Source organism: Limnohabitans sp. 2KL-1, assembly GCF_003063435.1.
GTDB lineage: Bacteria > Pseudomonadota > Gammaproteobacteria > Burkholderiales > Burkholderiaceae_C > Limnohabitans_A.
Map to the genome: position 1 here is coordinate 33,187 of NZ_NESL01000014.1, position 24,613 is coordinate 57,799.

A 24,613-nucleotide genomic window follows, 5' to 3' on the forward strand; every position below is an offset into this window, starting at 1 on the left:
CCATGGGCCCCGCTGGGTGCGATGGCCATGGCTGATGTACCCCGTGTCCATGTTCGCATGGGCGAGCTCTTGGTTGGTTTGGCAGTATTGGGGCAAAGATCAAGGCTGGTGGCTGCCCCTGATCTGCTTGCTGTTCTCTTTGATCGGACTGTGGGCCCTGATGCACCGGATGCTGCGTTTGGGCGAACCTGCCCCGGTTGTCGAAGTTCGTGTTGTGGGGCGGTGGGACGGGTGGGCACGGTTGTGGTCGTATTGGCGTGGGCAAGGGCGGTGGATCGGGCTGCCGCAGATGGTGGCTTTTGCAGTGCTGCCCTTGACTCAGTCCATATTTTCGCCATGGGTATGGTCGGAAAAAGGGCTTGGATCCCGGTTGTTGGCTTGGGTGCTGATCATGATTTGCTTGCTACGCTCAGATCGCCACCACTGGCGTTGGGAACTGATGCCGCGTTTGCGGGTTCGTCAGAACCGTGCTTACGAAATCTGGGGGGCCAGCTTGCGTTTCGTACTCAGTCTGTTGATTCCGCTTGGACTGATAGGTTTGCTTGTGAATTTTGGTTTGGGCGGTTTATTGCTCGACATTCTGAAAACCGTGGGACATGTGTGGCGCTGGTGGACGGTGGACTTGCTGGTGGCCACCGCCATGGCGGTTTGGGTGCGTTCGCTGCATTGGCGGCGTTGGGAAGATGGCCTGGGGCTGCTGCTGGTGATGTCTGGCTTCATCTGGATGCTGACCGACAGCGGCAGGCAGTTTTGGGCGCTGCGCCATATGGGCCACGATCTGTTGCTGATGCTGATAGGCGCAGCACTGCTATTACAGGCAAACCGCAATTTAGAACGGTTCGGATTGTCAGACTGGCGGCAAACGACAACCTCGGGCCAGTGAGATCGACGGGCCGCAAAAAAGCCACCTGAAGGTGGCTCTGGCGGGGCTTTGGGCCCGGGTGTGGCGGTCGATCAGGCTTGGCCGTTGATCACTTGCTGCAATTCGCCCGATTCGTACATTTCCATCATGATGTCGGAGCCGCCGATGAATTCGCCCTTGACGTAGAGCTGGGGGATGGTGGGCCAGTTGCTGTATTCCTTGATGCCCTGGCGGATTTCAGCGTCGTCCAGCACGTTCACGGTCTTGACGGTTTTGGGGTCCACGCCGACAGCTTTGAGGATCTGGATGGCTCGGCCGGAAAAACCGCACATCGGGAAGCTGGCGCTGCCCTTCATGAACAGGGTGATCTCGTTGCCTTTGACGAGTTCGTCGATGCGTTGCTGGGTGTCGCTCATGGTCTTTACTCCAAATGGGGTCGGTATCGAATGGGGTGAATTATGTCTCTGATTGAAAGTCTGCCATTTTCACAGGGGTGTTGCTGTCACGCCGGCATGGCCGCGCCTGTGCAGCGCTCGATGCCGCCCAGATCGCGGCGCGACTGCACCTGCACAAACCCGGCCTCGCGCAGCAGCGCTTGCACCTGGGCCGCCTGGTCCCAGCCGTGTTCGAGCAGCAGCCAGCCGCCGGGGGCCAGGCAGGCAGGGGCCTGGGCAATGATTTTGCGGATGTCATCCAGGCCATCAGGGCCGCTGGTCAGGGCTTGAAGGGGTTCGTGTGTCAGGGCGGCCAAGTGCGGGTCGCCATCGGCCACATAGGGCGGGTTGGAGACGATGAGGTCAAAACGGCCCGTGTGCTGGACATCTACCGCCTTCAGCCAGTCGCTGGCGATGAATTGCACGCCCAGTTGCAAACGGGCGGCATTGGCGCGGGCCACGGCCAGGGCGTCTTCGCTCGCGTCCACGGCCCACACCGTGGCATCGGGCCGGGCATGTTGCAGTGCCAAAGCCACCGCGCCGCTGCCCGTGCCCAAGTCCAGAATGCGGGGCGAGCCATTGGCGGAAGAGGGTACGTGCGTGGATTCTGGCTGGGATTCAGGTAGACATTCCAAGGCCCACTCCACCAAAGTTTCGGTGTCGGGGCGTGGGTCCAGCACACGCGCATCCACAGCGAGCGTCAGACCAAAAAAATCCTTGCGCCCGGTGATGTAAGCCACGGGCTCACCGCTCAGGCGGCGCTGCAGTGCGTCATGCCACGCGGCTGCTTGCACAGGCGTCAAGGTGTCGCTGTCGTGGGCCAGCAGCCAGGCACGGTCGTGCAGCGGGCGTTGCAGGCCGTGCAGCAGCAAAATCTGCGCGTCCACCCGGGCCAAACCCAGGGTTTGGGCTTGACGCAGACACTCGGCGACGGTCGTTGGGTTTTGCATCAGGCGGTGGCCCCAATTTCCAACGCCGCCAATTGTTCGGCCGCTTCGTAGCTTTGCAAGGCGTGGACCACGTCCTGCAAATCGCCTTCCATGATGGTGAGCAGCTTGTACAGCGTCAGGTTGATGCGGTGGTCGGTCAGGCGCCCTTGTGGGAAGTTGTAGGTGCGGATGCGGTCCGAGCGGTCGCCGCTGCCGATCAGGCTCTTGCGTTCGGCCGCGTCTTTGGCGGCGCGTTCGGCCCGGTCTTTTTCCTGAATCCGGGCTGTCAGCACTTTCAGGGCTTGTGCCTTGTTGCCGTGCTGGCTGCGGCCGTCTTGGCATTCGGCCACGATGCCGGTGGGCAAGTGGGTGATGCGCACGGCCGAGTCGGTCTTGTTGATGTGCTGCCCGCCCGCACCGCTGGCGCGGTAGGTGTCGATGCGCAAGTCGGACGGGTTGATCTTGATGGCCGCGGCCTCGTCCGGCTCAGCCAGCACCGCCACGGTGCAGGCGCTGGTGTGGATGCGGCCTTGTGTCTCGGTGGTGGGCACGCGCTGCACGCGGTGGCCACCGGATTCGAACTTGAGCGCGCCATACACGCCATCGCCCGACGCGCCGCCCTCGATGCGCACCACCACCTCTTTGTAGCCGCCCAGCTCGCTGGTCGATTCAGAGACGATCTCGGTCTTCCAGCCTTGGCTTTCGGCATAGCGGGTGTACATGCGCAGCAAGTCGCCCGCAAACAGGGCGGACTCGTCGCCCCCGGTGCCAGCGCGGATTTCCACAAAGGCCGGGCGTGCGTCATCCGGGTCTTTGGGCAGCAGCATGCGTTGCAACTCGGCTTCAAGCGTTTGCAGCTCGGCGCTGGCGCTGGTCACTTCTTCTTCGGCCATCTCGCGCAGGTCGGCGTCATCGAGCATGGCTTGGGCGGCTGCCAAGTCGGCACTGCGTTGCTGAAAGCGGGCAAAGCGCGAGGCCACGGCGCAGACGTCTGCGTGTTCGCGCGAGAGCTTCAGGAACTGGGTCATATCACCCATGATGTCTTCACGCGAGAGCAAAAAGTCCAGCTCGGTTAGCCGCAAGGCGTAGCGTTCGAGTTGTTGGATGAGAAAGGGTTTCATGCGACCAGAATTTTTGTAGGTTGGCGCTGCAGCACCAACATCTGCCATGTGTCCGAGCTGATGCGCTGTCCTGCAGGCCCAGAAGAATTTGCTGGAGCGCAAGCCCCGGCCTACAAAGTGAGCCGCTAACGCTCTTTGCGCAAAAAGACGCGTTGCACGGTTTGCATGGTGTGCTCGCGGTGCTCAGGATCGGCCCCACGCAACTCGGCCAGTGCGCCGTGCAGCATTTTCTGCGTCAGGCCTTTGGACAGGGCCTCCATGACGGCGATCGGGTCATCGCCCCGAGCAAGCAACTTGCGGGCACGGGCCATTTCGGCTTCTCGCCAAGCGTCGGCCTGGTTTTGGAGTTGCTGGATCAGCGGCACGGTGCCGCGCTGGCCCATCCAGTGCATGAAGCTTTGCACGCCCGCGTCGATGATGACCTCGGCTTCGGCCACGGCCGCTTGCCGGTGGGCCTGACCCGCTTGCACCACACTGGCCAGATCGTCCACGGTATAGAGGTACACGTCTTCCAGCGACTTGACCTCGGGCTCGATGTCGCGTGGCACGGCCAGGTCAACCATGAACATGGGGTGGTGCTTGCGCTTTTTCAGGGCCCGCTCGACCGCGCCCAAACCGATCAAGGGCAGGGTGCTGGCGGTGCAGCTGATGACCGCATCGAACTCGTGGAGACGCTCGGGCAGGTCGGCCAGGCGCATCACTTCGGCGCCAAAGCGGTTGGCCAACAATTCGCCACGGTCCAGGCTGCGGTTGGCGATGGCCATGCTTTTGGGTTGTTTGGCTGCAAAGTGAGTCGCCACCAATTCGATCATTTCGCCAGCACCGACAAACAGCACCCGGATGTCTTTGATGTCTTCAAACAACTGGCTGGCCAGCCGCACCGAGGCCGCTGCCATGCTGATGGAGTGGGCACCGATCTCGGTGGAGCTGCGCACTTCCTTGGCCACAGCAAAGCTGCGTTGAAACAGTTGGTTCAGGGTGCTGCCCAAGGCGCCTGCTTGCTCGGCAGCGCGCACAGCATCTTTGAGTTGACCCAATATTTGGGCCTCGCCCAAAACCATGGAGTCGAGTCCGCTGGCCACGCGGAAAGCGTGTCGCGCAGCTTCATTGCCTTCCAGCAAATAAGTGTGGGCATGCAGCTCGTGGGCGCTGACGCCGCCTGTTTCGGCCAGCCAGCGCAAGGTGTCGTTGGTAGCGGCTTGGTCGGCGGCGCAATAAATTTCGGTGCGGTTGCAGGTCGACAAGATGGCCGCTTCGGGTTCTTGTGAGATGCGGTGGGCCAGATCGCGGCGCAAACCTTGCAGCGTAGGGACCAGTTTGTCCACGGCGAACGCGAACCGACCGCGTAAATCCAGCGGTGCAGTGGTGTGGTTCAAACCCAGGGTCCAGACGGCCATAAAGCACATTATAGGCACGGCATGTCAACTTGACTTGACACTTTGTCGTCAGGCGACGCCTTGCCGTTCATTTCGATGCACAATTTGCCCCATTGTGGCCACCGGATGCGGTGGGCTAACGGGCAACAACGAGGTTTCATGACGTTCTGGCAATTGGTATTGCACCTGTTCAATTTTGTCTTGCCGGCTTTGGTCATGGCTGTTTTCATGCCTTTGGCGGGGCGCTGGGTCATGGGCCCGCGCCACCCCCGCCTGGCCCGCCGCATCCTGTGGCATGCCTTGGCCGGTGTGGCGGTTTTGGCGGTGGGGTTGGTCTTGCAAGGACACGACGGCACCATGGCCACCTATGCGGCTTTGGTGCTGGTGGCGGCCGCGCTGGAATGGGCTCTGCAAAAAGGCTGGGCATGAAGCCGAGCACTGCCCAGCATGGACCGGGCTCATCGACTCAACACAAAGGAAACAAAATGACAGGCATAGGGCGACGTGTGATGACCGTGGTGTTCGGGCTTGGCCTGGCGGGGGTGTTGGGCAATGCCTGGTCTTTCCCCACCAAACCCATCCGTGTGGTGATGGGTTTCCCGGCGGGCGGACCGCTCGACCAGCATGCCCGTTTGTTGACCGATCGGCTGCAAGCCCAGCTGGGGCAGCCCATCCTCATCGATTACAAAGCCGGTGCTGGCGGCACCGTGGGCGCGCAAGAGGTGATGCGCGCCGCGCCCGATGGCCACACCCTGATGCTGGCCAACACGGGGGTGATGGTCATCAACCCGGCGCTGTACACCAAGCTGCCTTACAGCACACTGCGCGACTTTGTACCAGTGGCCCGCACGGCCATGCAGCCGCTGGCCCTGCTGGTCAACCCCAAAGTGCCGGTGAACAACCTGCAGGAATTTGTGGCCTATGCCAAAGCCCGGCCCGGCCAGATCAATTACGGCTCGGCGGGCAACGGCGGCAGCAGCCACCTGGTGCCCGAGATGTTCAAGTCGGCCACGGGGCTGTTCATGGTGCACATCCCTTACCGGGGCAGCGCACCGGCTTTCACCGACCTGATGGCGGGGCAGGTGCAGTTCATGGCCGAGAGCATTCCGCAGGCCGCGCAGTACCACAAGCAGGGCAAGGTGCGGGCCTTGGCCGTGACCAGCCGCGAGCGCAACCCCGCGCTGCCCGACATCCCCACTGTGATGGAAACCGGGATCAAGAACTTCGAAGTGGTGGGTTTTTACGGTTTTCTGGCCCCGGCCGGCACACCCAAAGATGTGGTGAACAAGCTCAGCGACGCCTTCAAAGCCGTGATGAACCAGCCTGACATCCGATCGCGCATGGTCGCGCAGGGGGCCGATCCGGCGTTTTTGGGGGCCGATGACTTTGCGAAATTCCTGACCGCCGAAATGCCCCGTTGGGCGGCGGTGGTTCAGAAATCGGGCGCCAAGCTCGATTGATTCAAGCCGGGCTGAACAGGTCCACCCGGTCGGTGATGATGCCGTCGGTGCCGAGCGCCAGCAGGTGCTCGGCAGCCCAGTCGTCGTTGACGGTGTAGCTCAGGCATTTCAGGCCTGCGCCATGCACTTGGGCCACGGTGGTGGGGTCCCACAGCGCGAAGTTGGCCACCACGGCCACCGCATCGAGCGCCAAAGCTTTCTCCAACCAGCCTTCCCACAGAGTGTCGACCAGCAGGCCGCGGGGCAGCTCGGGCGCTGCTTGCTGTGCGGCGGCCAAGGCTTCGGGTTTGAACGAGGTCAAGAGCGGCGGCACTTCGGCCCCCGCCCACAGCCGGGCGGTCAGACGCGCCACGGCTTCGCCTGTGGCCGCTTCGGCGCCCGGTGTGGGTTTGATCTCGATGTTCAGCAGGTAGCGGTTGGCCAGGCAAAACCGCGCCAGCGCCTCGAGCGTGGGCAAGGCTTCGCCCGCAAAGCGGCGTGAATGCCAGCTGCCTGCGTCGAGTTGTGACAAGGCTTGCCAGGGCAGGTCGCCACCGATACCTTGGCCATTGGTGGTGCGCTCCAGCGTGGCGTCGTGCATCAAGAACACCACACCGTCGGCACTGAGCTTGGCGTCGCACTCGAACATGCGGTAACCGTGCTCGGCCCCCATGCGGAAGGCGGCCAGGGTGTTTTCGGGTGCGAGCTTGCCTGCGCCCCGGTGGGCGATCCAGCGCGGGTAGGGCCAGTGTGGGGACATGGGCATGTTCAGTTGATGCGTTTTTGGGTTTGCGCGTCAAACCAGTGCAGGCGGTCGGCGCGGGGCGTGGCGTGAAAGCTTTGGCCCGCTTGCGGCGGCGCCACCGATTCGTCCAGCCGCAGCGTCAGGATTTCTTCGCCCAGGCGGGCATGCACCAGGCGCTCGGCACCCAGCAGTTCCACCGTGTCGGCGGTCAAGGTCCAGCCCCCCGCGTTGGGCGTGGGCGTGATGTCCAGATGCTCGGGCCGGATGCCCAGAATTTGTCCTGCCGGTGTGCCCGGAGCGCGCTTGAGCAGGTTCATGGGTGGTGAGCCGATGAAGCTGGCCACAAAGGTGCTGGCCGGGCGGTTGTAGACCTCTTCGGGCGTGCCGAACTGCTCCATGTGGCCGCCGTTCATGACGATCATGCGCTGGGCCAGGGTCATGGCTTCGACTTGGTCGTGCGTGACGAACAGGCTGGTGATGCCCAATTCACGGTGCAGTTTTTGAATCTCCAGACGGGTCTGGGCGCGCAGCTTGGCGTCGAGGTTGGACAGCGGCTCGTCAAACAAAAACACCTGCGGCTGGCGCACGATGGCGCGGCCCATGGCCACGCGCTGGCGCTGGCCACCGGACAGTTCGCGGGGTTTGCGTTGCAGCAGGTGGCTCAGTTCCAAAATGCCCGCCGCTTTGTCCACTCGGGCTTTGATTTCTTCGATCGGGCGCTTGGCGATCTTCAGGCCGTAAGCCATGTTGTCGAACACACTCATGTGCGGGTACAGCGCGTAGTTTTGGAACACCATCGCGATGTCGCGCTCGGCGGGCTCCAGGTCGTTCACCACGCGCTCGCCAATCGAAATCGTGCCGCCCGAGATGTCCTCGAGGCCCGCCACCATGCGCAGCAAGGTGGATTTGCCGCAGCCCGAGGGCCCGACGATGACCACGAATTCGCCGTCCGCAATGCTGGCGTTCAGGTCGTGGATGACGGTGTTGGCTTTGGCGCCCGCGCCGTAGGTTTTGAGGATGTGGGAAAGGGTAATGGCAGCCATAAATTCTTTGATCAGACGAGGACAGAGCGCCGCTTCGCAGCGGTCTGTCCCCTGGTTCCTAATTTGACGGGGACAGAGCACCGCTTCGCAGTGGTCTGTCCCCGGGGTTATTATTTTTCCGTATCAACGAGGCCCTTGACGAACCATTTTTGCATCAGGATCACGACCAGCGCCGGGGGCAGCATGGCCAGGATGGCGGCGGCCATGACCACGTTCCACTCGGTCCAGGACTCGCCCGAAATCAGGCGCTTGATGCCCAGCACCACCGGGTACATGTCTTCGCTGGTGGTCACCAGCAGCGGCCACAGGTACTGGTTCCAGCCATAGATGAACTGGATGACAAACAGCGCCGCGATGTTGGTGGCCGACAGGGGCAGCAACACGTCTTTGAAAAAGCGCATCGGTCCAGCCCCGTCCATGCGGGCGGCCTCGACCAGTTCGTCGGGGATGGTCAGGAAAAACTGCCGGAACAAAAAGGTGGCCGTGGCCGAGGCGATCAGCGGCACCGTCAGGCCCGCAAAACTGTTGAGCAGGCCCAGGCCCGCCACCACTTCGTAAGTGGGGCTGATCCGCACTTCGACCGGCAGCATCAGGGTGACAAAAATCATCCAGAACACCAGGTTGCGCAGCGGGAAGCGGAAATACACGATGGCAAAGGCCGACAGCAGCGAGATCGCGATCTTGCCAATGGCGATGCCCAGGGCGCTGATCAGGCTGATCTGCATCATGGGCCACATGGCGGGCAGGGGGCTGCCTTGCGAATTGGGGCCACCAAACAGGGTCAGGCGGTAGGTCTCCCAAAAGTGGCTGCCCGGCACCAGCGACATGGGCACGCTCTGGTTGATCTGCTGGGCGGTTTGGGTAGAGCCGATGAAAGTCAGGTACAGCGGAAAGGCCACGATGGCCACACCGATGAGCAAGATGACATGCCGCAAAATTTGCAGGCCGGGGCGTCGTTCGATCATGACAGCCCTCCCAAGGGAATGTGTGGGTGCAACATCAGTACTGCACTTTCTTCTCGACAAATTTGAACTGCAAGACCGTGAGCGAGACCACGATCACCATCAGCACCACCGACTGCGCGGCCGAGCTGCCCATGTCCAGCGCCTTGAAACCGTCGTAGTACACCTTGTAGACCAGAATCGCCGTGTCCTTGCCGGGGCCGCCGTGCGTAGTGGCGTCCACGATGGCGAAGGTGTCAAAGAAGGCGTAGACGATGTTGATCACCAGCAAAAAGAAGGTGGTGGGCGACAGGAGCGGGAACACGATGGTCCAAAAGCGCTTCCAGGGGCTGGCCCCGTCGATGGCCGCCGCCTCGATGAGTGATTTGGGAATGGACTGCAGCCCAGCCAGAAAGAAGAGGAAGTTGTAGGAAATCTGCTTCCAGACCGCCGCCATCACGATCAGCGCCATGGCATGGTTGGGGTTGAGCAGGTGGTTCCACTCGATACCGATAGACCGCAGTGCATAACCCACCACGCCCATGGGCGATGCGAACATGAACAGCCACAACACCCCCGCCACCACCGGGGCCACCGCATAGGGCCAGATCAGCAGGGTTTTGTACAGACCTGCGCCGCGCCCAACCCGGTCGGCCATCACGGCCAGCAGCAGCGACACCGACAATCCCGTCACCGCCACCAAAAGCGAAAACACGGCGGTGGTCTTGAACGATTCCAGGTAGCCGCTGTCGTTCCAGAGCCGGGAGAAGTTCTCCATCCCCACAAATTCCCGGGATGCGCCAAAAGCGTCTTCTTGCAACACGCTTTGGTAAAGCGCTTGCCCGGCAGGCCAGAAAAAGAAGACCAGCACGATGCTCAGCTGCGGAGCGATGAGCAGCCAGGGCAACCAGCGGGATTTGAATCGAACGCGTTTTTCCATAAATGCTTTGCAAAACCTGCGTGTGAAGTGTCAGATCAAAAATGGCGACTCCAAAACGCCAATTCAAAAGTATCAGCCCAGAATGCGCAAAAGCAGAGGCACTGCCTCTGCTTTCATGCCGTGCCCCCGCCCCGAAGCGGGAATGGGGCATCAGCGGTGCATCACTTGTTGGCTTTTTCGAAGCGTTCGAGCTGTTCGTTGCCCCGCTTGATGGCGATGTCCAGGGCCTCTTTGGGCTGCTTTTTACCGCTCCACACGCCTTCGAGTTCCTCGTCAACGATGGTGCGGATCTGCACAAAATTGCCCAAGCGCACGCCACGTGACTTGTCGGTGGTCTTGCGGATCATCTGCGTCACCGACACATCGGTGCCAGGGTTCTTTTTGTAGAAGCCCGACTTCTCGGTCACTTCAAACGAAGACTTGGTCACGGGCAGGTAGCCGGTGCGCTGGTGGCTGGCGGCGGCCACGCTGTCTTTGGAGAGGTGGGCGAAGAATTGCGCCACGCCTTTGTACTCAGGGGCTTTCTTGCCGCTCATGACCCACAGGCTCGCGCCACCGATCACGGTGTTTTGCGGGGCGCCGTTCACGTCGGGGTAATAGGGCAGGGTGCCGATGCCGTAGCCGAACTTGCCGTTGCGCACCACGCTGCCATACAGCGCCGAGGAGCCGGTGGCCATGGCGCATTCGCCCGAGACAAAGGTGGCGTCGGCCGCGTTGCCACGGCCTTTGTAGATAAACAGCCCTTGCTTGGCCATGTTGGCCAGGTTCTCAATGTGGCGCACATGCAGTGGGGTGTTGAAGGACAGGCGGGCGTCCATGCCGCGCATGCCGTTGCCCTTGGTGGCGAATTCGGTGTTGTGCCAGGCCGAGAAGCTTTCCAGCTGCGTCCAGCTGATCCAGCTGGTGGTGAAGGGGCACTTGTGGCCGCTGGCTTTGAGCTTGGCCGCTGCCAAAGCCACTTCTGGCCAGGTGGTGGGCGGCTTTTCGGCGTCCAGGCCGGCGGCCTTGAAGGCGTCCTTGTTGTAGTGGAACACCGGGGTGGAGCTGTTGAAGGGGAAGCTCAGCATCTGGCCGTTGGGGGCGGTGTAGTAACCGGCCACGGCGGGCACATAGGCGCTTTGGTCAAACTTGAGTCCCGCGTCGGTCATGACCTTGCCCACGGGCACGACGGCCCCCTTGCTGGCCATCATGGTGGCGGTGCCCACTTCAAACACCTGCAGGATGTGGGGCGCATTGCCTGCCCGGTAGGCGGCGATGGCGGCGGTCATGGACTCGTCGTAGCTGCCCTTGAAGGTGGGCACGATTTTGTAGTCTTTTTGGCTAGCGTTGAAGTCTTTGGCGAGGTCGTTGACCCATTCGCCCAGGGCACCGCCCATGGAGTGCCACCACTGGATTTCGGTCTGGGCCTGAGCGCAGATACCGGTCAGGCTGAGCGCAAGTGCAGTGATCGAGTGTTTGATTTTTGTCATGTAAGGGGTCCTGGGCAAATAAAGGCAAGGTTTCCATCGGTGCAACAGCGCACGTCACATGGATTTTCAAATCGATTGGACATCACGCCAATGACCAATTGATTACAACGAAGTGACCAGAATGCGACAACCCGGGGTTTCCATGAGGTTTCTGGGGAGTGAAAAAGGCTCAGACCGGTGTCCCTTGACCCGACGCGTGTTTGTTGCACTGCGGTAACATTCAGTTTCAGCCGGTTTGATGCTTGTTTCGGGTCGTGCTGACAGCGTCCCGTGTGACGTCCTATCTGCGCCAATTCCCCATGAATGCACCCACCACGCTCCAACTTTTGATGCAAGCCGACGCCGATGCGCCGCGCCTGCGCGAGATTCCTTACAACTACACCAGTTTTTCAGATCGCGAAATTGTGGTTCGATTGCTGGGCGAGTCGGCCTGGGATCTGCTGAACCAGTTGCGCGATGAGCGCCGTACAGGCCGGTCGGCCCGCATGTTGTACGAGGTGCTGGGTGACATTTGGGTCGTTGAGCGCAATCCTTATTTGCAAGACGATCTGCTGGACAATCCTGACCGTCGCAAACTGCTGGTTGAGGCTTTGCACCATCGCCTGGGTGAGGTTCAAAAGCGGCGTACACCGAGTTTGGATGCGGTTCGTGATGCGCTGGTGGGCCAGCTGCTGGCGCTGGCCACCCAGGCTGTCACGCAATTCAGTGAACGATTCACCCGCATGGCCAAGCTGCGCGCGCAGACACAAAAGACCTTGGGGCGCCTGACGGCCAAAGACAACATCAAGTTCGACGGCCTTTCGCGTGTGAGCCACGTGACCGACGCGACCGACTGGCGCGTGGAATACCCCTTTGTGGTGCTGACGCCTGACTCTGAGGTCGAAATGGCCGGGTTGGTTAAAGGCTGTATCGATCTGGGCCTGACCATCGTGCCTCGGGGCGGCGGCACGGGCTACACGGGCGGCGCGATCCCGCTGACCTGGAAGAGCGCGGTCATGAACACCGAAAAGCTCGAAGCCATGACCGAAGTCGAGATGGTCGACCTGCCGGGTATCGCCCACAAGATTCCGACCATTTACACCGAAGCCGGTGTGGTGACCCAGCGCGTGGCCGATGCGGCCGAGCGCGGCGGTTTTGTGTTTGCGGTGGACCCGACCTCGGCTGAAGCCAGCTGCATTGGCGGCAACATCGCAGTGAACGCCGGTGGCAAGAAGGCCGTTTTGTGGGGCACGGCACTGGACAACTTGGCCAGCTGGCGCATGGTCACGCCCGACGCCGAATGGCTGGATGTGGTCCGCATGGACCACAACATGGGCAAGATCCACGATGCCGAAGTCGCCACGTTTGAGCTGCGCTATTTCAAGGCCGACGGCAAAACCCCGATCCGCACCGAAACCCTGGTGATTCCGGGCAAAACCTTCCGCAAGGAAGGTCTGGGCAAGGACGTGACCGACAAGTTCCTTTCGGGCCTGCCCGGCGTGCAAAAAGAAGGCTGCGACGGTTTGATCACCAGTGCCCGTTGGGTGTTGCACCGCATGCCCACACACACCCGCACGGTCTGCATGGAGTTCTTTGGTCACGCCCGTGATGCGGTGCCCAGCATTGTCGAGATCAAGGATTTCATGTTTGCCGAGCAAAAGCGCACCGGCACTGTGATGGCGGGCCTGGAGCACCTGGATGACCGCTACCTGCGGGCGGTGGGTTATTCCACCAAGAGCAAGCGCGGCGGTTTCCCCAAGATGGTGTTGCTCAGTGACATCGCCGGTGACAACGCCGACGACGTGGCCAAGGCGGCTTCCGAGATCGTGCGCATCGCCAACTCGCGCAGCGGCGAAGGCTTCATTGCCATCAGCCCCGAAGCACGCAAGAAGTTCTGGCTCGACCGCAAGAAGACGGCGGCCATCTCGCGCCACACCAACGCCTTCAAGGTCAACGAAGACGTGGTGATTCCGCTGCCGCGCATGGCCGAATACACCGACGGCATCGAGCGCATCAACATCGAGCTGAGCCTGCGCAACAAGCTGCATTTTTGCCGCGAGCTGGAAGCTTTCTTGGAGCGGGGCAATCTGCCGCTGGGCAAGCAAGACGACGCCAACGAGATTGCTTCGGCCGAACTGCTCGAAGACCGCGTGGCGCAAGCCTTGGCGGTGGTGCGCGAGGTGCAGGCGCAATGGCAAGGCTGGTTGACCGATGTCGATGCCTTGTTCCCCCAGCTGCAAGAGCACAGCCTGCGCGCCAGCTGGAAGACGCAAATTCGCCCGGCTTTCCAGAACATCTTCTCCGGCTCGGCCTTTTTGCCGATCCTTCTGGAAGTCAACGCTATTCACCAGCGTGTGCTCAAGGGCCGCGTATGGGTGGCGCTGCACATGCATGCCGGTGACGGCAATGTGCACACCAACATCCCCGTCAACTCCGACAACTACGAGATGCTGCAAACCGCCCACGAAGCGGTGGCCCGCATCATGGTGTTGGCCCGCAGCCTGGACGGCGTGATCTCGGGCGAACACGGCATTGGCATCACCAAGCTGGAGTTTTTGACCGACGACGAGCTGGCCAACTTCACCGCCTACAAGGCCAAGGTGGACCCGCAAGGGCGTTTCAACAAAGGCAAGCTGCTGCGCGGCGCGGCCTTGACCGGGCTGGGCGACGATGTGCACGCGGCCGACCTGACCCACGCCTACACCCCCAGCTTTGGCCTGATGGGCCACGAGTCGCTGATCATGCAGCAGTCCGACATTGGCGAGATTGCCGCCAGCGTGAAAGACTGCCTGCGCTGCGGCAAGTGCAAGCCGGTGTGCGCCACCCACGTGCCACGTGCCAATTTGCTCTACAGCCCGCGCAACAAGATCTTGGCTACTTCTTTGCTGGTGGAGGCTTTCCTGTACGAAGAGCAGACCCGCCGAGGCATCTCGATCAAACACTGGCAAGAATTTGAAGACGTCGCGGACCATTGCACCGTCTGCCACAAGTGCTTGTCACCTTGCCCGGTCAACATCGACTTTGGCGATGTGTCGATGAACATGCGCAACCTGTTGCGCAAGATGGGCCAAAAGAGTTTCCGGCCGGGCAATGCCGCAGCCATGTTCATGCTCAACGCCACCAACCCCGAAACCATCAAGCTGGCTCGTATGGCCATGGTGGGTGTTGGCATGAAGGCGCAGCGTTTTGTGGCGGGTTTGCTCAAGGGTGTGGCCCGCAAACAAACCAGCGCACCGCCTGCATCGGTGGGCACCGCACCCATCAAAGAGCAGGTGATCCACTTCATCAACAAGAAGATGCCGGGCAACCTGCCCAAGAAAACAGCGCGTGCCCTGCTGGATATCGAAGACAACGACTACGTGCCGATCATCCGCAACCCGAAGGCCACCACTTCTGAATCAGAAGCGGTGTTTTACTTCCCGGGCTGCGGCTCCGAGCGCTTGTTCAGCCAAGTGGGCCTGGCTACGCAGGCCATGCTCTGGCATGTGGGTGTGCAGACCGTGTTGCCGCCGGGCTACCTGTGCTGCGGCTACCCGCAAAAAGGTTCGGGTCAGTTCGACAAGGCCGAGAAGATCATCACCGACAACCGTGTGCTGTTCCACCGCGTGGCCAACACGCTCAACTACCTCGACATCAAAACCGTGGTGGTCAGCTGCGGCACCTGCTATGACCAGTTGCAGGGTTACGAGTTCGACAAGATCTTCCCCGGCTGCCGCATCATCGATATCCACGAGTTTTTGCTGGAAAAAGGCATGAAGCTCGATGCGGGGGGGGCTTATCTCTACCACGACCCATGCCACAGCCCGATGAAGCTGCAAGACCCGATGAAGACGGTCAAAGGCTTGCTGGGTGACCAGGTGCTCAAGTCTGACCGCTGCTGCGGCGAGTCGGGCACGTTGGGCGTCACGCGTCCTGACATTGCGACCCAGGTCCGTTTCCGCAAGGAAGAAGAACTGCTCAAGGGCGAGGCCGCTTTGCGTGCCAGCGGGGCCCTGGCCCCGCAAGCCAACGTCAAGATTTTGACCAGTTGCCCCAGCTGCCTGCAAGGCTTGTCGCGCTATGGCGATGACATGAAAAACGGCCTGCTCGAAGCCGATTACATCGTGATCGAAATGGCCAAGCACATTCTGGGCGAGAACTGGATGCCCGAATACGTCAGCGCAGCGAACGCCGGTGGCATTGAACGTGTTCTGGTTTAACCCTTCAACGCACACCCTGAAAGCAAAATATGGCCGGATTGAAAAAAGACATGCCCACGCCCGAGTCGCTGACCGTGCATGGCCAGACCAAGGTGCTGGAAATCGGCTTTTCTGACGGGGCGCAGTTCCGTATCCCCTTTGAGCTGATGCGCGTGTATTCGCCATCGGCCGAGGTGCAGGGCCATGGCCCGGGCCAGGAAGTGCTGCAAACGGGCAAGCGCAACGTGACGATTGCCGAGATCGAACCGGTGGGCAACTACGCCGTCAAGCCCACGTTTTCAGACGGCCATGAGTCGGGCTTGTTTACCTGGGAGTACCTGTACTTTTTGGGCGACCAGCAAGACGCTTTGTGGAAACAGTACGAAGACCGCCTGCAAGCCGCAGGCATGAGCCGCGATGCCCCCATGCCTGAAAAAGCAGGCAGCAGCTGCGGTCACAACCACTGAGGTTGTAGGTCGGTGGCTTCAGCCCCGACACCATTTGCAGGGTCCACGACCATTGTCGGAGCTGAAGCTCCGACCTACCCGGCCAAGGTCGGCCTTCTACAATATCCGCCATGAGCACCACGCATTTCGGTTTCAAGACCGTCGACGAAAAAGAAAAAGCCAAACACGTCCGCGGCGTGTTCGACTCGGTCGCGTCCAAATACGACGTGATGAACGACCTGATGTCCATGGGCCTGCACCGCGTGTGGAAAGCCTACACCGTGCAGGTGGCCAATCTCAAAGAGGGCGATCAGGTGCTGGACATCGCAGGCGGCACAGGCGACTTGTCGGTGGCCTTTGCCAAAAAAGTGGGCGCTACCGGTCGTGTGGTCCACACCGACATCAACGAAGCCATGCTCTCCACAGGCCGTGACCGTTTGCTGGACCACGGCTTGGCACTGCCCACCTTGGTGTGCGATGCCGAAAAGCTGCCGTTTCCCGACAACCACTTCAACGTGGTCAGCGTGGCTTTTGGTCTGCGCAACATGACCCACAAGGATGTGGCCCTGAAAGAGATGTGCCGGGTACTCAAGCCGGGCGGCAAATTGCTGGTGCTGGAGTTTTCCAAGGTGGCCAAGCCGCTGGAAAAAGTCTACGACTGGTACAGCTTCAACATCCTGCCGCACATGGGCAAGCTGGTGGCAGGTGATGCTGACAGCTACCGCTATTTGGCCGAATCCATCCGCATGCACCCCAGCCAGGAGGACTTGAAAACCCTTATGAAAAATAGCGGATTTGGCCATGTGGATTTTCACAACTTGTCGGCCGGGGTGGTAGCCTTGCACATGGGCATCAAGTGCTGATGCCTACAAACCGTAATTTGATTTGAGTTGGAGACACCATGAACAAGTTGATGACACTGATGCTCGCGGGCGTGTTGGCCCTGGGCAGCTTGAACGCCGAGGCTGCTCGCCGCATGGGCGGTGGCAAGTCCATCGGCCAGCAATCGAATCAGGTCACCAAGCGCGATGCCGCGCCTCAAACACCGGCTGCTCCTGCTCAAAACGCCGCACCTGCCAATGCCGCCAAACCTGCTGCTGCGCCTGCAGCGGCTGCGCCCAAGAAGCCTTGGGGTGCCATGTTGGGCGGCTTGGCTGCCGGTCTGGGTCTGGCCTGGCTGGCCAGCTCGCTGGGCATGGGTGAAGCCTTCGGCAACATCCTGATGGCCTTGCTCATCGGTGTGGCCGTGATGGCCGTCATCGGCATGATCATGCGGGCCCGGCGTGGGGGTGCTGCTCAGATGGGCGGCAACAGCGGATTGGCTTATCAAGGTGCTGGTGCATCGGCCGAAAACCCAGCCACATTCAAACAATACAGCCCGCAAAATGTCGGCAACGACGCCTCGGCCCGCCCCTGGGAAGGTCAAAACACCCGCTTCGACAGCTCGGCTGCGGCGCAAACCAGTGGCTCCATGATCGGTGCTGCATTGGGTGGCACTCAAAGCTGGGGCATCCCTGCTGGTTTTGATGTGGACGGTTTTGTGACCGCTGCCAAGCGCAACTTTGTGACCCTGCAAGACGCCTGGGACCGCTCGGACATCACCGCCTTGCGCTCGATGATGACCGACGCCATGGTGGTGGAAATCCGCAACCAGCTGTCCGAGCGTGAAGCGCAGTTCCCCGGTCAGCCCAACAAGACCGAAGTGGTCATGCTCGACGCCCAGCTGTTGGGCATTGAAGAGCAGGCCGATGCCTACCTGGCCAGCGTCGAGTTCAACGGCATGATCCGCGAAGACGCATCTTCCGGCCCCAGCCCTTTCCGCGAAGTCTGGAACATGACCAAATCCAAGCAAGGCGGCGGTTGGTTGGTCGCTGGCGTGCAAGCGCTGCAATAAAGCCCAGGTCCCTCGGGGGACCTGCACTTTCGGGAATAATCGGGGACTATGGCAACACAGTCCCCTTTTTCATGGGCCGCTCAGGCGCTTCCCGACATGGTCAACCAACTCGCGGCCAACTTCCAGCCCCCGGCTTGGGTGGTGGACGAGAGCGTCAACCGCCTGGTCCTTTTCCTTAACCATGTGCTGATGAGCGAACCCGAGGCCATGGCCCGCCTCGCCCGTCAAAAAGGCCAGCGCATCGAGCTGGTCTGGGACCGCATGCAACTGCAACTGAGCCCCACCCCCGCTGGCTTGTTGGAGCGTGGCCGTTTTGAGGGTTTTGACCTGCGTTTGACGGTGACCGAAGAATCACCGGTTTCGCTCGCTTCGGCTTTGGCCCGGGGCGACAAACCCAAGGTGCGCATCGAAGGCGATGTGCAGTTGGCAGCCGAAGTCAACTGGCTGATTGATCATGTGCGCTGGGATGCTGAAGAGGACCTGGCCCGCTTGATCGGGGATGCCCCCGCGCACACCTTGGCACAAGCTGCCCGTCAGGCCATGACGGCCTTGCGCAGTTTTGTCGCCCAGCGCCCAGGCACCGGGCTGCGCACCGGCAGCGCAGCATGATGTGCTGGGGCCGTTTCGGGCGCGGTGCCTTCATCGTCTTCATCGTCCTGCGCTACGGCCTGGACGAGTTGGTGCTGTCGAGCTTTCAGAAACCCTGGATTCGCCTCTTGGCTCGCGTGTTGTCGGTCGGGCGTGACTTGCGTTCGCCCCGGGCGGTGCGCCTGCGCGAGGCGCTCGAGCGATTGGGTCCGATTTTTGTGAAGTTTGGTCAGGTGCTGTCCACCCGGCGTGACCTGCTGGCCCCGGACATCGCCGAAGAACTGGCCAAGCTGCAAGATCGCGTGCCGCCTTTCAGTTCGGCCATTGCAGTCGCCTCGATCGAGCGGGCCTTCAACCGCTCGGTGGACGACATTTTTGAAACCTTTGAGCGCGAACCCGTGGCCAGCGCCTCCATTGCGCAAGTGCACTTTGCCACCTTGCGCAGCAAAACAGGTGAGCTGCGCGAAGTGGCCGTGAAGGTCTTGCGCCCGGGCATGTTGCCCGTCATCGACAAAGACCTGAGCCTGATGCGCATGATGGCCGGCTGGGTGGAGAACCTGAGTGCCGACGGCAAACGACTCAAGCCCCGCGAGGTGGTGGCCGAGTTCGACAAATACCTGCACGACGAGCTGGACCTGGTGCGCGAGGCGGCCAACGCTGCGCAGCTGCGCCGCAACATGCAGGGCCTCGATCTGGTGCTGATCCCCGAGATGATCTGGGACTTTTGCCATCCCGAGGTTATCGTCATGGAGCGCATGCACGGTGTGCCCATCAGCCAAGTTGACCGTTTGCGCGAAGCGGGTGTGGACATCCCCAAGCTGGCCCGCGATGGCGTGACGCTGTTTTTCACGCAGGTGTTCCGCGACGGCTTTTTCCATGCCGACATGCACCCGGGCAACATCCAGGTGAGTCTCGCCCCAGAGACCTTTGGCCGCTACATCTCGCTGGACTTCGGCATCGTGGGCACGCTCACCGAGTACGACAAAGAGTACTTGGCGCAAAACTTCACGGCGTTCTTTCGTCGCGACTACAAGCGCGTCGCCGAACTGCACATCGAGTCCGGTTGGGTGCCGCCCGAGACACGGGTGGACGAACTGGAGTCGGCCATCCGCGCCGTGTGCGAGCCTTACTTTGACCGCCCGCTCAAGGAAATTTCACTCGGCATGGTGTTGATGCGTTTGTTCCAGACCTCGCGACGTTTTCAGGTCGAGATCCAGCCGCAACTGGTGCTCTTGCAAAAAACCTTGCTCAACATCGAAGGTCTGGGCCGCGACCTGGACCCCGAACTGGACCTGTGGAGCACGGCCAAGCCCTTCCTCGAAAAGTGGATGCTGGAACAAATCGGCCCTAAAAAGCTGTGGGAAGAGCTCAAGGGGCAGGCCCCGCATTACGCCAAACTGCTGCCACAGTTGCCGCGCCTGTTGCATGAGTACCTGAAACAAACACATCCAAACGACAACCGCCAGATGGCGCAATTGCTGGCCGAGCAGCGCCGCACCAACAGCCTGCTGCAAATCTTGCTTTACCTGGGCATCGGCTTCATCTTGAGTTTGCTGGCCTTGCAGGTCTGGTCGCACATGCAGTTGTATTGATCGTCCGCTTTTTCCAAAAATAAACAGGAGACATTGCCGTGTTGCTGACCCTCGTGATCGCCTACCTGCTCGTGACCATTGCGATTGGCCTGGTGGCTGCCAAGCGCGTTAAAAACACCGCCGACTACGCCATTGCCGGCAGGCATTTGCCTTTGGTGATGATCGTGACCACCACTTTCGCCACTTGGTTTGGTTCCGAAACCGTGCTCGGCATCCCGGCCAAGTTCGTCAACAGTGGCCTGAACGGCGTGGTCGAAGACCCCTTTGGTGCAGGCAGTTGCCTGATTCTGGTGGGGCTGTTCTTTGCGGCAAGGCTTTACCGCATGACCTTGTTGACCATCAGCGACTACTTCCGCGAGCGCTATGGCCGCAGCGTCGAGGTGATCTGCTCCATCATCATCATGGTCAGCTATTTGGGTTGGGTGTCGGCGCAGGTCACGGCTTTGGGCTTGGTGTTCAACGTTTTGTCTGACGGTGTGGTGAGTCTGCCCGTGGGCATGGTGATTGGCGTGGTCTCCATCTTGGCTTACACCTTGTTTGGCGGCATGTGGTCCGTGGCCATCACCGACTTTATTCAGATGATCATCTTGGTGGTGGGGTTGGCTGTGTTGGCGGTGTTTGCTGGCAACCAGGCGGGCGGGGCAGACAAGGTGCTGGCGCTGGCCGTGAGCCAAGACATGTTCAAGTTCTGGCCCGAGCCGAACTTCAAGGACATCATTTTCTTTTTTGCTTCGGCCATCACCATCATGCTGGGCTCCATCCCCCAGCAAGACGTGTTCCAGCGTGTCATGTCTGCCAACAGCGAATACGCTGCCACCCGCGGCCCGGTGATCGGCGGCATTTTCTACATCCTGTTTGCCTTTGTGCCCATGTTCCTGGTGGTCAGCGCCTTGATCATCATGCCCGAGCAGGCGGCGAAATTGATTGAGGAAGACCCGCAAAAAGTGTTGCCCACGCTGGTCATGACCCAGATGCCTTTCATCATGCAGGTGCTGTTCTTCGGTGCTTTGCTCTCGGCCATCAAGTCCTGCGCGTCGGCCACTTTGCTGGCCCCCAGCGTCACTTTCACCGAGAACATCTGGCGGCAGTTTTTCCCGCACCAAAGCGACCGACAGGAACTCAAGGCCATGCGTGTCACCGTTTTGGTGTTCAGTGCTTTGGTGCTGATTTATGCCATCGCGATGCAGGGCACGTCCATTTACGAAATGGTTTCCGGTGCCTACCAGGTCACCTTGGTGGGGGCCTTTGTCCCCCTGGCGTTTGGGCTGTACTGGAAAAAAGCCACCACCCAAGGGGCTTTGTTTGCCATCGTTTTGGGCTTGGTGACTTGGCTGCTGTTCATGTTCACGCCCGCTGGCGAGGAATTTCCGGCTCAGCTGGCGGGGGTACTTGCCAGTTGGGCGGGCATGCTGATCGGCTCGCTGGGCCGTCAGGCCATTCGCAATCAGCATGGCACTCACCACAGCTTGGCTGGTTTGTCCTGAGCGTTGCTGGCGAACGGAGGGGCTTGAAGCAACGCCCCCCGCCTATAATTGAAAGTTTTGTGTTTCCAACCTGAAAAGAGCCCTCTTCATGCCCATTTACGCCTACAAGTGCGACGCCTGCGGCCATGCTAAGGATGTGCTGCAAAAAATGTCCGATGCACCCCTGACAGAATGCCCAGCCTGCGGTGCCCCCAAATTCAGCAAACAGCTGACAGCCCCGGGTTTCCAGCTCAAAGGCACAGGCTGGTATGCCACCGACTTCAAGGGCGGCGGTGCAGCCGCAGTCCCTGCGGCCACGGGCACAGCGGCAGATGCGGCCGCCACACCGGCCCCGGTATCCGGTGGCGATACGGCGGCACCTGCACCTGCGGCCAGCGCCGGGGCCTGTGCGGCTTCTTGCGCCTGCCATTGATTTTTTGAGCCCAGACACCACCGATTGCCCATCCCATGAAACAGCGCAGCTTCAAACAGTACTTCATCACCGGCTTGCTGGTGTGGCTGCCCATGGGTATCACCGTTTGGGTGCTCATGTGGCTGGTGGGTTTGCTGGACGGCATTTTTCTGGCGGTTTTGCTGGCCGCCGACACCCTGATTCCTGGCATGCACAAGCTGGCCGAATTCCTGCGTGGCGTGCCTGGCCTGGGCGTGATCCTGGTGGCGATCGTGATTTTTTCCACCGGTGTGTTCGTGGCCAATATTTTTGGCCAATGGTGGTTGCGCCAATGGGATGCCTTCATGAACCGCATCCCGGTCGTGCGCAGCATTTACACCAGCGTCAAGCAGGTGGCCGACACCTTGTTTTCGGGCAGCGGCAATGCTTTTTCGAAAGCCTTGCTGGTGCAATACCCGCGCCAGGGCTCCTGGACCATTGCCTTTTTAACAGGCACGCCCGGCGGTGAAGTCGCCAGGCACATGGGGCAACCTATGGTGAGTGTTTATGTGCCCACCACGCCCAACCCGACCTCGGGGTTTTTCCTGATGATGCCCAAGGCCGATGTGATCGAACTTGACATGAGCGTGGACGACGCCCTCAAGTACATCATTTCCATGGGTGTGGTCGTGCCCGGCACGCCAGTCCCCAAGCCTCCCGAAGCCCCTGTCCAGCCCAAGCTGGATTGACGCTTTTTTCGAATTTTGTTCCTGCGAATCCTGAAAGTCCCACAACATGTCCATGCGTTCCCACTACTGCGGTCTGGTGACCGAAGCCCTGTCCGGTCAAACCGTGAGCCTGTGCGGCTGGGTCAACCGTCGGCGTGACCACGGCGGCGTGATCTTCATCGACCTGCGTGACCGCGAAGGCTATGTGCAAGTGGTGTGCGACCCCGACCGCCCCGCGATGTTCAAAGTGGCCGAAGACGTGCGCAACGAGTTTTGCGTGCAGATCAAAGGCGTGGTGCGTGCCCGCCCTGACGGCACGACCAACGACAACCTCAAAAGCGGCAAGATCGAAGTGCTGTGCCACGAGCTGATCGTGCTCAACGCTTCTGTGACCCCACCTTTCCAGATCGACGAAGACAACCTGTCCGAGACGACGCGTCTCACCCACCGCGTGCTGGACCTGCGCCGTCCGTACATGCAAAACAACCTGATGCTGCGCTACAAGGTGGCGATGGAAGTGCGCAAGTACCTCGATGAAAACGGCTTTGTGGACATCGAAACCCCCATGCTGACCAAGAGCACGCCCGAAGGTGCGCGCGATTACCTGGTGCCCAGCCGCGTGCACGATGGCCAGTTCTTCGCGCTGCCCCAGTCCCCTCAGCTGTTCAAACAGTTGCTCATGGTGGCGGGCTATGACCGTTATTACCAGATCACCAAGTGCTTCCGCGACGAAGACTTGCGCGCTGACCGCCAGCCCGAATTCACCCAGATCGATATCGAAACATCGTTCCTGACCGAAGAAGAAATCCGCGACATGTTCCAGGGCATGATCAAGCGCGTTTTTCAGAAGACCATTGGTGTGGACCTGGGCGAGTTCCCGGTCATGACCTACCAGGACGCCATGCACATCTACGGCTCCGACAAGCCCGATCTGCGCGTGAAGCTGCAGTTCACCGAAGTGACCGACGTCATGGGCGATGTGGACTTCAAGGTGTTCTCGGGCGCTGCCAACATGAAAGGCGGCCGCGTGGTTGCTTTGCGCGTGCCCAATGGCTCGGTCGAAGGTGGCGGCATCAGCCGTGGCGAGATCGACGCCTACACCGAGTTCGTCAAGATCTACGGTGCCAAGGGCTTGGCCTACATCCGCGTGAACGACCTGTCTAAGGGCCGTGACGGCTTGCAGTCGCCCATTGTCAAGAACATCCACGACGCGGCCCTCAACGCCGTGCTGGAGCGCTCGGGCGCGCAAAACGGCGACCTGATCTTCTTCGGTGCCGACAAGGCCAAGGTGGTGAACGACGCCATCGGCGCTCTGCGCATCAAGATCGGCCACAGCGCCTTCGGAAAAGCCAACGGCCTGTTTGAAGACCGTTGGGCCCCGATGTGGGTGGTTGACTTCCCCATGTTCGAGTTCGACGAAGAAAGCCAGCGTTACACCGCCGTGCACCACCCCTTCACCGCGCCCAAAGACGGCCACGAAGACTGGATGGTCACCGCCCCCGAGAAGTGCATCTCCAAGGGCTATGACATGGTGTTGAACGGCTGGGAAATGGGCGGCGGTTCGGTCCGTATCCACCGCGCTGACGTGCAGCAAAAAGTGTTTGACGCTTTGAAGATCACACCCGAAGAAGCCCAGCTCAAATTCGGCTTCTTGCTCGACGCCCTGCAATACGGCGCACCGCCCCACGGCGGCTTGGCCTTCGGTCTGGACCGCATCGTCACCTTGATGACCGGTGCCGAGTCCATCCGCGACGTGATTGCTTTCCCCAAGACCCAACGCGCTCAGTGTTTGCTCACGCAAGCGCCAAGCCCCGTGGACGAGAAGCAACTGCGCGAATTGCACATTCGCTTGCGCAATGTGGACGCGGTCAAGGCCTGATCAGCCCTGACGCTTTCAAGCCAGACGCCACCTTCGGGTGGCGTTTTGCTTGGGTGCGCCCAGCATGGGCGCACACCTGCGGGTGCAAGTCCCGCTGCGAGCTGGTCACAGTGAGCAAAGTGAAGCGCAACTGCGTGAGGGCGACCGAGCGTGGGAAGGAAGCGTGGAGCGTAAAT

23 protein-coding genes are annotated in these 24,613 nt (G+C 60.8%); 13 read left to right on the forward strand and 10 right to left on the reverse strand.

The window, feature by feature from the left end; translation table 11 throughout:
• Positions 1-127: 127 nt before the first annotated feature.
• On the forward strand, positions 128-883 hold the full coding sequence (locus B9Z47_RS18495; protein WP_146185826.1) for a hypothetical protein: 756 nt from the start codon (positions 128-130) through the stop codon (positions 881-883).
• A 71-nt stretch (positions 884-954) separates the two neighbouring features.
• Here B9Z47_RS18495 and grxD read toward each other — a convergent pair whose 3' ends face one another.
• The 4 genes from grxD to hemA form a co-directional block, all read right to left on the reverse strand.
• Positions 955-1,278 (reverse strand): Grx4 family monothiol glutaredoxin, encoded by a 324-nt coding sequence (gene grxD / locus B9Z47_RS17195; protein ID WP_053171770.1) that lies wholly within the window; start codon positions 1,276-1,278, stop codon positions 955-957.
• A gap of 86 nt (positions 1,279-1,364) precedes the next feature.
• The gene (gene prmC, locus B9Z47_RS17200) at positions 1,365-2,246 is read right to left on the reverse strand and encodes a peptide chain release factor N(5)-glutamine methyltransferase (RefSeq protein WP_108332443.1); all 882 of its coding nucleotides are present in this window, start codon (positions 2,244-2,246) and stop codon (positions 1,365-1,367) included.
• Positions 2,246-3,346, reverse strand: a complete 1,101-nt coding sequence (prfA, locus tag B9Z47_RS17205; RefSeq protein WP_108332462.1) for a peptide chain release factor 1 — start codon at positions 3,344-3,346, stop codon at positions 2,246-2,248. Before prfA ends, prmC begins: the two co-directional genes overlap by 1 nt.
• A gap of 125 nt (positions 3,347-3,471) precedes the next feature.
• Positions 3,472-4,743 (reverse strand): glutamyl-tRNA reductase, encoded by a 1,272-nt coding sequence (gene hemA / locus B9Z47_RS17210; protein WP_108332444.1) that lies wholly within the window; start codon positions 4,741-4,743, stop codon positions 3,472-3,474.
• A 138-nt stretch (positions 4,744-4,881) separates the two neighbouring features.
• On the opposite strand from hemA, the gene B9Z47_RS17215 reads away from it, so the two are divergent.
• On the forward strand, positions 4,882-5,151 hold the full coding sequence (locus tag B9Z47_RS17215) for a hypothetical protein (RefSeq protein ID WP_108332463.1): 270 nt from the start codon (positions 4,882-4,884) through the stop codon (positions 5,149-5,151).
• A gap of 80 nt (positions 5,152-5,231) precedes the next feature.
• Positions 5,232-6,182 (forward strand): tripartite tricarboxylate transporter substrate binding protein, encoded by a 951-nt coding sequence (locus B9Z47_RS17220; RefSeq protein ID WP_233253863.1) that lies wholly within the window; start codon positions 5,232-5,234, stop codon positions 6,180-6,182.
• A gap of 1 nt (position 6,183) precedes the next feature.
• Here the strand turns inward: B9Z47_RS17220 and ugpQ are convergent, their stop codons facing one another.
• The 5 genes from ugpQ to ugpB form a co-directional block, all read right to left on the reverse strand.
• On the reverse strand, positions 6,184-6,921 hold the full coding sequence (gene ugpQ, locus B9Z47_RS17225) for a glycerophosphodiester phosphodiesterase (protein WP_369912557.1): 738 nt from the start codon (positions 6,919-6,921) through the stop codon (positions 6,184-6,186).
• Between the two features lie 8 nt (positions 6,922-6,929).
• Entirely contained in the window at positions 6,930-7,949 is a 1,020-nt protein-coding gene (locus B9Z47_RS17230) for a sn-glycerol-3-phosphate import ATP-binding protein UgpC (protein WP_108332446.1), read from the reverse strand.
• Positions 7,950-8,059: 110 nt separating this feature from the next.
• On the reverse strand, positions 8,060-8,914 hold the full coding sequence (gene ugpE / locus B9Z47_RS17235; protein WP_108332447.1) for a sn-glycerol-3-phosphate ABC transporter permease UgpE: 855 nt from the start codon (positions 8,912-8,914) through the stop codon (positions 8,060-8,062).
• A 34-nt stretch (positions 8,915-8,948) separates the two neighbouring features.
• Positions 8,949-9,830, reverse strand: a complete 882-nt coding sequence (gene ugpA / locus B9Z47_RS17240) for a sn-glycerol-3-phosphate ABC transporter permease UgpA (protein WP_108332448.1) — start codon at positions 9,828-9,830, stop codon at positions 8,949-8,951.
• A gap of 161 nt (positions 9,831-9,991) precedes the next feature.
• Complete coding sequence (ugpB, locus tag B9Z47_RS17245) at positions 9,992-11,299, reverse strand: sn-glycerol-3-phosphate ABC transporter substrate-binding protein UgpB (RefSeq protein ID WP_108332449.1); 1,308 nt, start codon at positions 11,297-11,299, stop codon at positions 9,992-9,994.
• A gap of 299 nt (positions 11,300-11,598) precedes the next feature.
• Here ugpB and B9Z47_RS17250 point away from each other — a divergent pair, with 299 nt between their 5' ends.
• From B9Z47_RS17250 to aspS, 10 genes are all read left to right on the forward strand, one after another.
• Positions 11,599-15,477 carry a DUF3683 domain-containing protein gene (locus tag B9Z47_RS17250; protein WP_108332465.1) on the forward strand — a complete coding sequence of 1,293 codons (3,879 nt, stop codon included), beginning with the start codon at positions 11,599-11,601 and terminating at the stop codon, positions 15,475-15,477.
• A gap of 29 nt (positions 15,478-15,506) precedes the next feature.
• Positions 15,507-15,923 carry a gamma-butyrobetaine hydroxylase-like domain-containing protein gene (locus B9Z47_RS17255; RefSeq protein WP_108332450.1) on the forward strand — a complete coding sequence of 139 codons (417 nt, stop codon included), beginning with the start codon at positions 15,507-15,509 and terminating at the stop codon, positions 15,921-15,923.
• 110 nt (positions 15,924-16,033) lie between these two features.
• Entirely contained in the window at positions 16,034-16,765 is a 732-nt protein-coding gene (ubiE, locus tag B9Z47_RS17260; protein ID WP_108332451.1) for a bifunctional demethylmenaquinone methyltransferase/2-methoxy-6-polyprenyl-1,4-benzoquinol methylase UbiE, read from the forward strand.
• Positions 16,766-16,803: 38 nt separating this feature from the next.
• Positions 16,804-17,796, forward strand: a complete 993-nt coding sequence (locus tag B9Z47_RS17265; RefSeq protein ID WP_108332452.1) for a Tim44 domain-containing protein — start codon at positions 16,804-16,806, stop codon at positions 17,794-17,796.
• 48 nt (positions 17,797-17,844) lie between these two features.
• Positions 17,845-18,405: a hypothetical protein gene (locus tag B9Z47_RS17270; protein WP_108332453.1), complete on the forward strand. Its 561-nt coding sequence runs from the start codon at positions 17,845-17,847 to the stop codon at positions 18,403-18,405.
• Positions 18,402-19,976 (forward strand): ubiquinone biosynthesis regulatory protein kinase UbiB, encoded by a 1,575-nt coding sequence (gene ubiB, locus B9Z47_RS17275; RefSeq protein WP_108332454.1) that lies wholly within the window; start codon positions 18,402-18,404, stop codon positions 19,974-19,976. Before B9Z47_RS17270 ends, ubiB begins: the two co-directional genes overlap by 4 nt.
• A gap of 38 nt (positions 19,977-20,014) precedes the next feature.
• The gene (locus tag B9Z47_RS17280; protein WP_108332455.1) at positions 20,015-21,460 is read left to right on the forward strand and encodes a sodium:solute symporter family protein; all 1,446 of its coding nucleotides are present in this window, start codon (positions 20,015-20,017) and stop codon (positions 21,458-21,460) included.
• Between the two features lie 88 nt (positions 21,461-21,548).
• Entirely contained in the window at positions 21,549-21,872 is a 324-nt protein-coding gene (locus B9Z47_RS17285) for an FmdB family zinc ribbon protein (protein ID WP_108332456.1), read from the forward strand.
• Positions 21,873-21,907: 35 nt separating this feature from the next.
• On the forward strand, positions 21,908-22,579 hold the full coding sequence (locus tag B9Z47_RS17290; protein WP_108332457.1) for a DUF502 domain-containing protein: 672 nt from the start codon (positions 21,908-21,910) through the stop codon (positions 22,577-22,579).
• 46 nt (positions 22,580-22,625) lie between these two features.
• Positions 22,626-24,437 (forward strand): aspartate--tRNA ligase, encoded by a 1,812-nt coding sequence (aspS, locus tag B9Z47_RS17295; protein ID WP_108332458.1) that lies wholly within the window; start codon positions 22,626-22,628, stop codon positions 24,435-24,437.
• On the opposite strand, the gene B9Z47_RS19070 is transcribed toward aspS, so the two are convergent.
• On the reverse strand, positions 24,427-24,613 hold a 187-nt coding region (locus tag B9Z47_RS19070; protein WP_233253862.1), incomplete at its 5' end, for a hypothetical protein. The genes aspS and B9Z47_RS19070 overlap by 11 nt on opposite strands.

Bases quoted from the DNA above. Each gene is read 5' to 3' on its own strand.
- grxD (WP_053171770.1), bottom strand. From the start codon at position 1,278: ATGAGCGACACCCAGCAACGCATCGACGAACTCGTCAAAGGCAACGAG.
- prmC (WP_108332443.1), bottom strand. From the start codon at position 2,246: ATGCAAAACCCAACGACCGTCGCCGAGTGTCTGCGTCAAGCCCAAACC.
- prfA (WP_108332462.1), bottom strand. From the start codon at position 3,346: ATGAAACCCTTTCTCATCCAACAACTCGAACGCTACGCCTTGCGGCTA.
- hemA (WP_108332444.1), bottom strand. From the start codon at position 4,743: ATGGCCGTCTGGACCCTGGGTTTGAACCACACCACTGCACCGCTGGAT.
- B9Z47_RS17215 (WP_108332463.1), top strand. From the start codon at position 4,882: ATGACGTTCTGGCAATTGGTATTGCACCTGTTCAATTTTGTCTTGCCG.
- B9Z47_RS17220 (WP_233253863.1), top strand. From the start codon at position 5,232: ATGACCGTGGTGTTCGGGCTTGGCCTGGCGGGGGTGTTGGGCAATGCC.
- ugpQ (WP_369912557.1), bottom strand. From the start codon at position 6,921: ATGTCCCCACACTGGCCCTACCCGCGCTGGATCGCCCACCGGGGCGCA.
- B9Z47_RS17230 (WP_108332446.1), bottom strand. From the start codon at position 7,949: ATGGCTGCCATTACCCTTTCCCACATCCTCAAAACCTACGGCGCGGGC.
- ugpE (WP_108332447.1), bottom strand. From the start codon at position 8,914: ATGATCGAACGACGCCCCGGCCTGCAAATTTTGCGGCATGTCATCTTG.
- ugpA (WP_108332448.1), bottom strand. From the start codon at position 9,830: ATGGAAAAACGCGTTCGATTCAAATCCCGCTGGTTGCCCTGGCTGCTC.
- ugpB (WP_108332449.1), bottom strand. From the start codon at position 11,299: ATGACAAAAATCAAACACTCGATCACTGCACTTGCGCTCAGCCTGACC.
- B9Z47_RS17250 (WP_108332465.1), top strand. From the start codon at position 11,599: ATGAATGCACCCACCACGCTCCAACTTTTGATGCAAGCCGACGCCGAT.
- B9Z47_RS17255 (WP_108332450.1), top strand. From the start codon at position 15,507: ATGGCCGGATTGAAAAAAGACATGCCCACGCCCGAGTCGCTGACCGTG.
- ubiE (WP_108332451.1), top strand. From the start codon at position 16,034: ATGAGCACCACGCATTTCGGTTTCAAGACCGTCGACGAAAAAGAAAAA.
- B9Z47_RS17265 (WP_108332452.1), top strand. From the start codon at position 16,804: ATGAACAAGTTGATGACACTGATGCTCGCGGGCGTGTTGGCCCTGGGC.
- B9Z47_RS17270 (WP_108332453.1), top strand. From the start codon at position 17,845: ATGGCAACACAGTCCCCTTTTTCATGGGCCGCTCAGGCGCTTCCCGAC.
- ubiB (WP_108332454.1), top strand. From the start codon at position 18,402: ATGATGTGCTGGGGCCGTTTCGGGCGCGGTGCCTTCATCGTCTTCATC.
- B9Z47_RS17285 (WP_108332456.1), top strand. From the start codon at position 21,549: ATGCCCATTTACGCCTACAAGTGCGACGCCTGCGGCCATGCTAAGGAT.
- B9Z47_RS17290 (WP_108332457.1), top strand. From the start codon at position 21,908: ATGAAACAGCGCAGCTTCAAACAGTACTTCATCACCGGCTTGCTGGTG.
- aspS (WP_108332458.1), top strand. From the start codon at position 22,626: ATGTCCATGCGTTCCCACTACTGCGGTCTGGTGACCGAAGCCCTGTCC.